This window comes from Sulfuricurvum sp. (assembly GCF_019163035.1).
In the GTDB taxonomy this organism is placed as follows: domain Bacteria; phylum Campylobacterota; class Campylobacteria; order Campylobacterales; family Sulfurimonadaceae; genus Sulfuricurvum.
Map to the genome: position 1 here is coordinate 1 of NZ_JAFLKV010000053.1, position 11,732 is coordinate 11,732.

Sequence of the window (11,732 nt, forward strand, 5' to 3'; positions counted from 1 at the left end):
CCTGCAATGAAAATATATGTTCCCTCCATGATGTAAGATCAGACCCTAAATGCTCCATCAGCATAATAAGGGTATTAAGTTTCTTGGGATCACCAATAATCATCTCAGCATTCTCTTTTAAAAAAACTCCAAGAGATGAGAGAGCATAGGCGAGCGCCGTAAATTCTAATAAATTGTTTATTGCACCAACATAGATACCCAAAACTCCATCTATAAAATGACGAATATTTTGTGATGAGGGCTCCATTTCGAAAATATGAAGCTTCTCTTTCCAATCTTCGTCCAAACTTTCCAAATCACGAATCTCATCGAGGACATCCCCTCCGATCTCGCGGACATAATCAGCCGCAGTCGTTTTAAGGACAAAACTTTGACGAAGGAGCTCTTTCTCCTCAGATTGAATAAAACGAACTTCCCGTACCACCGGTGGTTCACTGAATGGAATATCAACAGATACTGCTTCATTTGTCTCTAATGGTGCTACTGATGAAGATGTTTCGTTCACCCCATTTACACTTTTATGATGCATTCCCAATCGGACAGATACAATATTTTCACGTACAATACATTCAGTACCTAACTGATTCAACAATGCTATCCCTTTTGGGTTTGATGTAATATTCTCTTCAAACTCGATAATAACATACATCTCTTCAAAACTCTCTTCTATAGTGATAGAGATAGAATGACCATCACGGGTTCCATGACGCATTAGCTCATAAAACAACCCTAATGCTGTATCCAATCGAATGCAGGAGAGGGCAGATTTTTCTTCGCAACGCCCTAATATCCACATTCCGAAATCCATCATCCCCTCAGCATCATCAATATCAAAAATAGTTTTGAAATGACGGATATCAGAAGTAAATGGATTTAATGCCTCTTTTTCGTTAAGCTTTTTATATTTCCCCTCTCTCGAACGAATCAATGCTCCGAAACTTTCAAGTTTAAACCGAATCAACTCTTTATCAATCGGTTTATGGATATAAGCCATTACCCCGAGGGAAGCCATGTTCGCTTCCATATTCGGATCAATTACCGCAGTTACCGCCATAATAATAGTTTCGGGATAACGGCTTTTGATTATTTTTGAAGCTTGAAACCCATCAAGGCGAGGCATCATCACATCCATCAAGATAATATCCGGATGCCACTCATCACTTATCTCTACTGCCTCAACACCATCACATGCCTCTTTGATCTCAAACCCTTCAATCTTACGACAAATGGCTCTTAAGACGAGACGGTTGTCTTCGACATCATCTGCAATAAGCAATTTTAAATGACCCATGTTTCCCCTTCATTCTTTAATTTTTTTTGATTCAATGTAAAACATGAACCTTTTCCTTCAACCGAAGAAACCTCTAACAAAAATCCCATTGCGTGAGAGTATTCCCGAACAAGACTCAACCCTAAACCGGTCCCTATATCATGCTCTCTTACTTGTTGAAACGGTTCAAAGATGGAAGAGAGTTTGTCACTTGGGATCCCGATGCCGCTGTCAGCCACTTCTATAGTGTACATGTCATCACTTCCACCCACTCTCACTTCGATGAAACCCTCAAGGGTAAACTTAAACGCATTGGAAATAAGATTGGTAATGATCTGTCTAAATTTAAAAGGATCGCATTCGATCGGTGCTGAAGCAGTATTAAGTGTCAGTTTATATTCTACGTTAACATTTTTATTCAAACTCGTACAATTTTCAAACGCTTCTCGAACCAAATGTACCGCATCGTACTGCCCGATCATAAAAGTCTCTTTTCCTGAGGAAAGTTTTGCGATGTCCAAAAGCGAATTGATCAAAGATAAAAGATTTTGCGAATTTTTATAGGATCTTTCTAAATACATTTTTACCAAATCTCGGCTCTCTTCATCCTCAAACATCTCATCAAAACTCTCTAATGCCTGATCGGTAAAATTGACAATGGCGTTAAGGGGGGTGCGAAGTTCATGCGATACTTGATCAAAAAATTTGGTTTTGGCTTCGAGGGTTTGTATTGCCTCTTCTTTGGCTTTCATCATTTCCGTGATTTCATGCCGAATGGAGAGGATTTCGACAACTTTTCCCTCTTTGTTTTTTAACGGGAATAGAGTACTATCAAAATAATGGACACTGCCCGTACGCCCCTTGTTTTTCAAAACCCCTTTCCATATTTCTCCACTTTCTAACCCCGACCATGTCGCTTTTTCACATACAGCCTCTGAATCGACAAAAAAGAGGATAGATGCATTCTGATTAATGAGTTCATCGTGAGTATAATGAAGTGTTTTACAAAAAGCATCATTAACATATATAATTTTTCCCTCAAGATTGCATTTTGCCACTAAATTGGATACATTTATCGCATGATCGTATTGTTCCAATAAAAGCTGTGCTTCCTCTTTATCATGGACACTGGTCCGAAGTCCCTCTTCGAGAATACTACGATATCCCATCATTTCGGTTACATCCGAAAGGGTTACAACGTATATCCCCTCAACCGAATCGATAGGACATACAGAAAGGTTAAACGTATAGAGTTTCTCCTGCGAAGCAATCCCCACACGATAATGCTCTTTTTCGCCGTGTAAAATAGTCTCAAACCATCGTTTTCCCTGATAACCATCATACACATAGCCGTATTTCTCAATCTCTTCAAAGCGATTTGACAGGAAAAAATCAGGTGCGAATATATCGGCTCCAAGAGCTTCAAAAAAAGTGATAAATGCCTTATTGGCATCAACAATACGATCACCGTCACTCAAAGCAATTAAATCACTGGTAAGATTAAATATTGTTTTATAGTATCGATATGTCGGATCACTCTCTCTCAAACGTTGTTTTAATTGCTCTTTCGAAGAATTATTAATCATTCAATTTCCCATCCAACTGCCAAAAATATCCTATTTCTTATGACATAGTAGCATTATAGTGATACAAAATAATTGTAAAATCTCTTTTTATTTTTTAGAGCAAACAGATGAAATTAAAATAATTTTATTATGATTTTTTTTACTATGGAATGTGATGAAAAAAATACATAAGGCCCATCTGACTAGTAGTAAATCCGAATTTTTCGTAAAAAGCGATGGCATTGTGATTTCGATGATCGGCACCGAGAGCTAACCGTTTCAGTCCTGCTATTTCCGATTCTGTAATCAATTCCTCGAGTAACGATTTTCCGATCCCTTTGCCCCTATAAGCTTCATGAACAATAACATCCTCTATCAATCCAACATATTCCCCTATCGCAGTAGAAACAAGTTTCTGGACGGTTGCCATAGCGATAACGTTTTCCTCTTCTTGCGCAACCAAAACAATCGCATTTTCAGTGTCGAGTAGAAGTTTTAATCCATGAGATTGTTTCTCAATATCGATGGCAAAATCATCTTCGATGGTAAAAAGTTCACTCAAAAGATTCGCCATAGCAGGAATATCATCATAACGAGCGCGTCGAATACTCATCGTCCTGTTTTCATTCGCTCTAGTATTTCACCCAGTTTATCGTGGCGAAGTTGAATGAGACGCTCTATCTCTTCATAATCGAATGTACCAAAATAGGACATATCAAAGAGTCGCAAAAGAGCTGCACGACAACAGCTCTTGTCACACTCTGTGACGAGTTTTTTTGCTTTTTTATAAGGGAGAGAGGTTTCTTGAAATATTTTTATGGCATCGGCAACATTTTTGTTACCGCATTCACAGATTTCTAACGCTAAGACATCTTCTTTTGTTGCCATGGTTTATCCCTTAAAGAGAGTGTTCTGCCTTATAAGCGTTAGCTTTTTCAACTGCTTCATAAAGTTTTTGAGCCAGTTCAGGCATTTTAACATGATTCGTCCAAACAGTATCTTCAACGATATCATGGATTTCAGAAGCAACTTCAACCGCTAAACGCTTAAGTTTTGCTAACTCTTTTTTGTAATCTTGTTCCGTCATTTCAGACATAGTAGCTTCCTTTTTTGATCAATATATGCATTTTTCGTTCATACTACTACCTTTCAAATAAGGATCTTTTTACTGTCATCACACTAGATCGATACACTAAAACAGGCTATCTTTGTCATTTCTTTCTTTGGATTGCTAAATATGCCTTTTATTTAATCATTTGCAATGTATTTGCAACAAATAATCGATATAATTTTAAAAACAATGTATAAATAAAAGGCAGACAAGAGTGTTTCAATCATTAACAATTAAAATAAGACTATGGTTATTTGCAGTAATTTTTGCTATAGGTTTTTCACTATTTGCACTAATATCCTATCTTGCCATGAACTCAATCAAAATTAATGGTGATCTTTACCACGAAATTGTTCAGACGAAAGATCTAATTGCCGATGTTCTTCCTCCCCCCGAATATATTATTGAAACTCGTTTAGTTAGTTTAGAAATGTTACAGACTAAAAATTCTGATGAACTCTCTACCCTGATTAAGACGATTGAGCGACTAAAAGGTGAATATGAAGTTCGACATAAGTTTTGGGTAGATAATCTTAATCACGAAAAAATTCGCCCGCTTATGGTAGATAAGTCTTATAGTCCTGCACTTAAATATTATGATATTTTAGAGAAAAAATACATACCAGCCATCCAATCAGGCAATATTTCATATGCATCTTCATTGGCATCGGGAGAATTAAAAGAGGTTTATTTTGAACATCGTAAAGCAGTAGACGAGATTGTTCTATTGTCTAATGATTATTCATTGAGCAATGAGAAAAAAGCTACCGATTTATTAAAATCCGAAAGTATAAAACTTCTTATTTTATTTTTGTTAATTTTTATAAGTGTTTTGTACATTGTCTATCATTCGATTCAAATAATATTGAAAAAAATCAGTTCAATGTCCGTAATGGCAAATGAATTGCATAATGGAAATTTAACCCACCGTATCGCCATTGAAGGAAATGATGAAATTTCAAGTGCTGCATCACATATCAATAAGTCTCTAGATAATATGCAAAAAATTATGAAAGATATTAAAAGTATTTCTCATCAAAATGGAGAAACAGCCGCTGAACTAAGTATAACATCGCTCGATATCGGTAAAAGAATCGAAAAAAATGCACATGAAATCGTCACTAATCAATACCAATTATCTAATGTAGAAAAAATAATCGAGTCTACTACAGAACAGTCGTTGCAAATGGTCAAGGAGATTGAAAATGCAAATGAAATACTCCAAGAAGCAAAAGAAAAAATAGCTCAAATGGATGATGACATCCAACATAGTTCAGAAGCAGAAAGTGCTCTCGCCGAAGACTTGGAACGACTTTCTCAAGAAGCAGTCCAAGTTCAATCGATTTTGACTATGATAGGAGATATCGCGGATCAAACGAATCTTTTAGCACTTAACGCAGCAATCGAAGCTGCTCGTGCAGGGGAACACGGACGTGGTTTTGCTGTTGTTGCCGATGAAGTGCGTAAATTAGCAGAACGAACACAAAAAAGTTTATTAGAAATCAATTCAACAATTCAAATTATTCTTCAATCTATTAATGATGCTGGAGAAAAAATGGGTATTAACGCTAAATCGATTAGAGCAACTTCTGAATCATCCAAATCAGTTCAAGAATCCATCACATTGACCGTAGATACAATGTCCAAAGCAAAAGAAAAAGTCGAAATAACATCAAAAGAATCTGAACGTGCAAAAATAGCTATCAACAATGTATCAGCACTATTTCAAACGATCAATATCTCTTCGTCTGCAAATGCCATCAGTGTGGAACAAATTGCGGATACATCCAAAAATCTTGATCGAATGAGCGAAGGGCTCAATGCACAATTAAAGCAATTTAGAACTTAACGAATAGAGTAGTATCATAGCGAAAACGCATAGATATTCTCAAACTTAACATTTCGAGAATCACCATAGCACATGTGAATAAATGTCCCTTTGTTCACGAAATGGTATTTTTCAAATAATGCGACCGCTTTAGCATTTCCCATCGGGACATCGGCGATCACTTTTTTTAGTCCTCTAAAATAAAGAACCCCCTGCATCATCTTTTCCGCTTCATCCTGGAATCCCGCGCGGCATTGCCATGGACCTAAATAAACACCGCGTGAGTTTATGACACTGGAGTGTTGAAAGGAGTTCGGCAAAGCAAATTTGAGTGAACTATTACGCTCCATCTCATCCATCATAAAATCCATCCGATCTTCACCGAACGTCTCCATATCGATCCGTCGGATCGTCGCATCAAAATTACCCCCATCAAGCTCTTTTGCCTGAGCGTTGGTAAAACTAAACGGTGGGACTTTTCCGACATTGAGGAAACGCCCTACTTCCATCACGGACTTAAAGCCGTATCCGCCGAAAAAAGATTCTAATGCCGGATTGGCATGGAGATACAGCGAGGGGTGCTCATTTTGTAGCGCTCCGAACAAGGTATCAAAAAGACGTCGCCCTAACCCTTGTTTTTGGTGGGTCGGTTTGACCATAAAGTATTTAATCATCGCCGAGGTTTCAAATTCGATAGCCATCACCGCACCGACGAGTACCCCCTCGTCGTATACACCGTAGCACAGGTGAGGTGAGTGCATCATCATGAGTTTGACATGATACCCATCGAGGAGCCAACCCGTCTCTTCGGCAATACTCGTCAGTTCCGCCACATCGGCATATTTGAGCCACCGTATAATCATGCGAATTCCAAATAAAGAGATTTAAGTTCACCGATATCGAGTACCCGTTTCCGTGAGGTGACGATTTCACGGATTTTGGGGAGCATATCTCGTAAAATCGTATTCTCAGCACTAATCCCTATGCGAGCCAAATGGTAGCGGATCGTCGCACTGCCTGAGTGTTTTCCGATAGGGTAAGAGCTTTCTAGCCCTACTTCACTCGCTTCGTATGGCTCATACGCATGGGAATCTTTCATCATACCGCTCGCGTGGATACCACTCTCGTGGGCGAAGATCTCCTGACCGACGATGGGTGCATTGCGTGCCAAATCGATATTGGCAGCGTGCGCCACCGTGTGCACCAACTCTCGTAACTGAATCGGATCAATCGCTCTAGGTTCACCATAAAGATGTTTGAGTGCCATCAGAATCTGCTCGAACGAGGCGTTACCTGCCCGCTCACCCAACCCGATCACGGTGGTGTTCATACTGATTGCCCCCGCATCGATTCCACTGAGGGCATTGGCATTTGCCAGTCCGAAATCATTGTGGGTGTGCATTTCGATGGGGAGAAGATTAAGATCACTCAAGGCTTTGATTGAGGTATAGGTTTGTGTCGGTCTCATCACCCCGATGGTGTCGCAATAACGAAAACGGTGCGCTCCGCACTCATGGGCAAGCTCCATCACATCACGGATAAACTCATGACTTCCGCGAGAGCTGTCTTCACCCCCGATACAGATAAAAAGTCCCTCACGCGATGCGGCGCTTACGACTCGCTCAAGCTCATTTAACAGCTTGACTTTACTGCCGCCGAATTTCACTCCGATCAACAAATCAGAGATGGGGATTGAGAGATCAACCGCTTTGATACCGCACGATAATGAAGCTTCTAAATCCTCCATTTTCATTCGGTTCCATGTCATCATACGTGCTTTTACTCCTAAACCTAAAAGCTCTTTAATATCTTCACGCTCTTTGACACCCATCGCGGCAATACCGATTTCGAGTTCATCCGCACCGCAAGCATCGAGAAGTGTCGCTATGCGGAGTTTTTCATCGGTATTGAATGCGACATAAGGGGCTTGTTCCCCGTCACGCAATGTAGTGTCGTTGATGAGCGCCATAATAGGCTCCTTAGTTTACTTCTAACTCTTCTGGGAGGTTAAAGTATTTACGTGTCGCTTTGAGTACCGATACTTCCATCGGTTGATACGCATAACTTTGATCCGCAACGATCCCCGCCGCTTTTAAATCATCCTGCGGACATCCACCGATTTTTGCCGTAAGGATCAGTTTGACATCTTTTAGTTTTTCCAAAATCGGAGCAAGAGGGTTGGTGCCATCCGGTCCCGCACAATACTCAGTATCCACTTTGCGGTGGTGGATAAATCGAATCCCTTTGTCCCCCGCTTCGTAGATCAAGAACTCACGCACACTTCCGAAGTGTTGGTTAATCATCCCCTCACCCGCTGTCGTAACCGCAACGAGGATTGTATGACCATCGGAACTGAGTTCTTCTTTCTCTTTACGGACACGCTCATTCGCTTGATCGAGAAAGAATCTAAACTCTTCGATTTTAGCCTGTGCCGATTGTCGTGCTTCGAGATCGTATTTGATTTGGAGCTCGTCAAAACTAAGCCCCGCAAAGGTATCTTTGGTAAACTCTGCACCGCGATCTTCACCGATAAGCCCTACCGCATCCGCGCGGCATTGACGGCAGTGCTGCATCAGTTTCATATCCATACCGCACGCCTCTTGTACCGCCATTTGTTCTTGATCGGTTGCACTCGGCACTCCGGCTATGGCAAACGCAGTTCCAAACTCAGGCTCGGAGAGGATCGGCATGATGTTGTGCAAGAAAACACCGATCTCTTTGAGTTTTTTAGAGACTTCAGGAAGATGTTTGTCATTGATTCCCGGAATCAACACGGAGTTAGCCTTGATCAAAATCCCTTTTTCGACACATTTTTTCATCCCCTCTAGCTGACGTTCGAGGAGAATTTGTGCCGCCTCTTTTCCATAAATACGTTTGTTGTTGTAGAAAATCCACGGATAGATTTGACTGCCGATCTCTCCGCTCTCATCAACGCTGTTGATGGTGACGGTGATATGATCGATGTTATGCTCTACCATCTCATCGATGTACGTAGCGAGTTCCAACCCGTTAGTAGAGAGACAGAGTTTGAGATCGGGGGCGAATTTACGAACCATCCCGAATGTCTCAAATGTCTTTTTAGGATTCGCCAACGCATCTCCCGGACCTGCAATTCCCAGAACACTCATACGCTGAACTTCTCCGCCGACGAGAAGCACTTTTTTAGCCGCCTCTTCAGGACTTAAGCGCTCTGAGGTAACCCCTGGACGGGATTCATTGGAACAGTCGTATTTACGGTTACAGTAGTTGCATTGGATATTACACGCAGGGGCTACCGCGACGTGAATACGGGCATAATGGTGGTGTGCACCCTCTGAATAGCATGGATGATTATGAATCTTCTCTTTGATGTCATCGGGCATAAAAGCTTCGTTACCGTTTGAGGAACAGCTCATCTTAAACTCCTTGGTAAAAAATCCAATGATCCTCTGCCTCATCCAGCACGTAATCATTTCTTATTGGAGTTAATGCAAAGTGTGTTCTAAGGGTTTAAAAAGGAGAGTTCAACAAAGTGCGACGTTTTTGTCACACTTTTAACGGGTGTGTAGAATTTAAGGTTAGAGAGTAGGTTTAGGGACAGAGAAGAGATAGCCTTGGGAATAATCGATCCCGAGTTCTACTAGTTTGTCAAAAACACTCTCATCTTCGACAAATTCGGCAATTGTTTTGATCCCTTTGCGATGGGCAAAAAAGAGGATACTTTCTACTGTGTAAAGGTGATCTTGGTCTGTATTGATGTTTTTAATCAGTGATCCGTCAATTTTAATAAAATCAACATCGAGCTTACTAAGATAGCTAAAATTCGAGTATCCGGTGCCGAAATCATCTATAGCGATTTTACATCCAAACCGCTTGACGGTGTGGATAAAATTAATAACCTCATCATAATTGACAATCCCTTCTGTTTCCACGATCTCAAAAATCAAATGCTCCGATGCAGGTGAGGACTCTAGTATCTGATATAAAAACTCCCTTGTTTCATCCGAAACAATATCCTGAACCGTAAGATTTAACGAAAATTCATAGTTGTTTTTTTCAAATACGGCAAATGTTTTTTGAACCATAATACGGGTTAGTTTATCGTACAATTTTGATTTCTTTGCATGTTCTAAAAACCAAAACGGACTCAGAACCGTACCGTTGCTCTCTACTAAACGTATTAACGATTCATATTTAACGATTTGGCGGGTAGAGTTATCCACAATCCCTTGAAAATAGGGGACGATTCTATCTTCTTCGATCGCCGATTTGATTTTGTTGATCATCCATATATTATTACGGGTTTTCTCGGTCAACGCCGTATTGTCATTGAAAAAAATCAGTTTTTCTTGCCGCTCTTTTGCTTCTTTGAGTGCCATGTGAGCCAGATTATAGACATCTGAATAGGTCGCATGAGCTATCCCCCCTGAGACATTGATAGAGATATCATACCCCGCAATATTGTATTTAAAACTTTCCAGCTTATTGATGTGATCGATGGCATGATCTCTCAGTTCATCATTAAATACTCTATCAGCACAAATGAGGGCAAATTCATCCCCACTGATACGATAAAGGTGATCATGAACGCTCGTTTCCACTAGACGTTCTGCAAAAAGTTTTAAAAGTTTATCCCCGATCTCATATCCAAAATAATCATTCACAGTCGAAAATCGGTCGATATTTACTAGCATGAGGATGATTTCATTACCTCCGATTTCCAAATCATTGAGAAGCGCAGTACGATTTTTTAATCCGGTAAGGGTATCTTTTAGCTGGCGCTGAATAATTTCCTCTTGTTTAACCAATTCAGTTACATCATTTCGTGCCGAGATATACTCGATAATCTTCCCCTCATCATCAAAAATAGGGGCAATCACTGATTTGACATAATATTCTTTCCCGTCTTTGGTCAGGTTTTTAAACGTTGATTTCCATACTTTTCCCGATTTTATCGTTTTCCACAAATCTTTAAATAGCTTTTTAGAGTTATCCGGATGGCGACCGATGTTATGTGCTTTTCCGATCAGTTCATCACGGCTATACCCAGAAACACTGCAAAAAGCATCGTTTGCATAGGTAATAATCCCTTTTGTATTCGTTTTGGAGACAATAGCACTCTGATCCAGTACCATTTTGTATTGGTCGAGGATCTTTAAATTTTCATCACTTTCATTCAATGAAGAGAGCTCGTTTTGGTTGCCACCACGATGATTCATTAATACCTTTTCTCCTCTCCATTTTTAACAAAAATTATTTTATTCTAATTTTGCTGAATATTTATACATCTAAAGTTCTAGGAAATTATTTATATATTCTAAACACTGTATCAAGGAGAACAGAAATTGCAGGTCTTTGTTTAAGAAACATGAGGAGTCTTGATGATTATTGCTATCCCACTGGATGCTAAAAGGGCTGTTTACCACCACAATCCGTGTTCGTGCACTATGTTCTCCATGTATGAAGTGAGCGGAAATCGCAAAGACATCCGATACCGTCACATAGAAACGAAACTCAATCCTTGGCAAAAATATTCGGGGAATATGGTGAATGATCCGAAAATGATGTCGTGCGAATGTGAAAGCATGTTAGCCAAAGATCCTTATCATATCAGTGAGCACTATGCCCTTCTCGAAGTGATCGGTAAATGCAATACCCTTATTGTCGATCAATACTGTCTCAACACCCTCTATGCGATGAAAAATGTCGGTATCAAGCTTCATAAAGTACCCCCATTTGTAAAAACGACGGAAGAAGCGCTCAACCATTTCATTATAGGAGCAGAAATTGCAGATCACTTACGATTCATCCACCCTGCATCTTGAAGATATGCCTTTGGATGTCGGCTACGCATCCGAACGAATCGATCTAAAAAACAGCACCGGTGAGAAATTTACCATCGGCGGGCAAAACGGCTCGACACAACTCTTTATCAGCGCCCCTTTCATCAACGATGATCTTATGACTCAACTCAATGAA

At 40.1% G+C, this 11,732-nt stretch carries 12 protein-coding genes; 3 read left to right on the forward strand and 9 right to left on the reverse strand.

Going from position 1 to position 11,732, the window contains the following annotated elements; genetic code table 11:
- From JZU62_RS04890 to JZU62_RS04910, 5 genes are all read right to left on the reverse strand, one after another.
- The coding region (locus JZU62_RS04890; RefSeq protein ID WP_295012473.1) for a response regulator at positions 1-1,291 on the reverse strand (1,291 nt) is incomplete at its 3' end.
- Positions 1,279-2,856: an ATP-binding protein gene (locus JZU62_RS04895; protein ID WP_295012475.1), complete on the reverse strand. Its 1,578-nt coding sequence runs from the start codon at positions 2,854-2,856 to the stop codon at positions 1,279-1,281. The genes JZU62_RS04895 and JZU62_RS04890, both read right to left, overlap by 13 nt.
- A gap of 142 nt (positions 2,857-2,998) precedes the next feature.
- A complete protein-coding gene (locus tag JZU62_RS04900) occupies positions 2,999-3,448 on the reverse strand; it encodes a GNAT family N-acetyltransferase (protein ID WP_295012477.1) in 450 nt (149 codons plus the stop codon).
- A complete protein-coding gene (locus JZU62_RS04905; protein WP_295012479.1) occupies positions 3,445-3,723 on the reverse strand; it encodes a hypothetical protein in 279 nt (92 codons plus the stop codon). The genes JZU62_RS04900 and JZU62_RS04905 overlap by 4 nt, the downstream gene beginning before the upstream one ends.
- A 10-nt stretch (positions 3,724-3,733) precedes the next feature.
- Positions 3,734-3,931: a CCE_0567 family metalloprotein gene (locus tag JZU62_RS04910; protein ID WP_295012481.1), complete on the reverse strand. Its 198-nt coding sequence runs from the start codon at positions 3,929-3,931 to the stop codon at positions 3,734-3,736.
- Between the two features lie 229 nt (positions 3,932-4,160).
- Here JZU62_RS04910 and JZU62_RS04915 point away from each other — a divergent pair, with 229 nt between their 5' ends.
- Positions 4,161-5,795: a methyl-accepting chemotaxis protein gene (locus tag JZU62_RS04915; RefSeq protein ID WP_295012483.1), complete on the forward strand. Its 1,635-nt coding sequence runs from the start codon at positions 4,161-4,163 to the stop codon at positions 5,793-5,795.
- 14 nt (positions 5,796-5,809) lie between these two features.
- On the opposite strand, the gene JZU62_RS04920 is transcribed toward JZU62_RS04915, so the two are convergent.
- The 4 genes from JZU62_RS04920 to JZU62_RS04935 form a co-directional block, all read right to left on the reverse strand.
- Positions 5,810-6,637, reverse strand: a complete 828-nt coding sequence (locus tag JZU62_RS04920) for a GNAT family N-acetyltransferase (RefSeq protein ID WP_295012486.1) — start codon at positions 6,635-6,637, stop codon at positions 5,810-5,812.
- A complete protein-coding gene (locus JZU62_RS04925; protein ID WP_295012488.1) occupies positions 6,634-7,743 on the reverse strand; it encodes a homocitrate synthase in 1,110 nt (369 codons plus the stop codon). Before JZU62_RS04925 ends, JZU62_RS04920 begins: the two co-directional genes overlap by 4 nt.
- A 10-nt stretch (positions 7,744-7,753) precedes the next feature.
- Positions 7,754-9,169, reverse strand: coding sequence for a nitrogenase cofactor biosynthesis protein NifB (gene nifB / locus JZU62_RS04930; protein ID WP_295012490.1), 1,416 nt, complete (start codon positions 9,167-9,169; stop codon positions 7,754-7,756).
- Between the two features lie 162 nt (positions 9,170-9,331).
- The gene (locus tag JZU62_RS04935; protein ID WP_295012492.1) at positions 9,332-10,972 is read right to left on the reverse strand and encodes an EAL domain-containing protein; all 1,641 of its coding nucleotides are present in this window, start codon (positions 10,970-10,972) and stop codon (positions 9,332-9,334) included.
- A gap of 162 nt (positions 10,973-11,134) precedes the next feature.
- Between JZU62_RS04935 and JZU62_RS04940 the strand changes: the two genes are divergently transcribed.
- Both JZU62_RS04940 and JZU62_RS04945 read left to right on the forward strand, forming a co-directional pair.
- A complete protein-coding gene (locus JZU62_RS04940) occupies positions 11,135-11,578 on the forward strand; it encodes a hypothetical protein (protein WP_295012494.1) in 444 nt (147 codons plus the stop codon).
- The coding region (locus JZU62_RS04945; protein WP_295012496.1) for a hypothetical protein at positions 11,541-11,732 on the forward strand (192 nt) is incomplete at its 3' end. The genes JZU62_RS04940 and JZU62_RS04945, both read left to right, overlap by 38 nt.

Bases quoted from the DNA above. Each gene is read 5' to 3' on its own strand.
- nifB (WP_295012490.1), bottom strand. From the start codon at position 9,169: ATGAGCTGTTCCTCAAACGGTAACGAAGCTTTTATGCCCGATGACATC.
- JZU62_RS04900 (WP_295012477.1), bottom strand. From the start codon at position 3,448: ATGAGTATTCGACGCGCTCGTTATGATGATATTCCTGCTATGGCGAAT.
- JZU62_RS04910 (WP_295012481.1), bottom strand. From the start codon at position 3,931: ATGTCTGAAATGACGGAACAAGATTACAAAAAAGAGTTAGCAAAACTT.
- JZU62_RS04905 (WP_295012479.1), bottom strand. From the start codon at position 3,723: ATGGCAACAAAAGAAGATGTCTTAGCGTTAGAAATCTGTGAATGCGGT.
- JZU62_RS04940 (WP_295012494.1), top strand. From the start codon at position 11,135: ATGATTATTGCTATCCCACTGGATGCTAAAAGGGCTGTTTACCACCAC.
- JZU62_RS04925 (WP_295012488.1), bottom strand. From the start codon at position 7,743: ATGGCGCTCATCAACGACACTACATTGCGTGACGGGGAACAAGCCCCT.
- JZU62_RS04920 (WP_295012486.1), bottom strand. From the start codon at position 6,637: ATGATTATACGGTGGCTCAAATATGCCGATGTGGCGGAACTGACGAGT.
- JZU62_RS04895 (WP_295012475.1), bottom strand. From the start codon at position 2,856: ATGATTAATAATTCTTCGAAAGAGCAATTAAAACAACGTTTGAGAGAG.
- JZU62_RS04935 (WP_295012492.1), bottom strand. From the start codon at position 10,972: ATGAATCATCGTGGTGGCAACCAAAACGAGCTCTCTTCATTGAATGAA.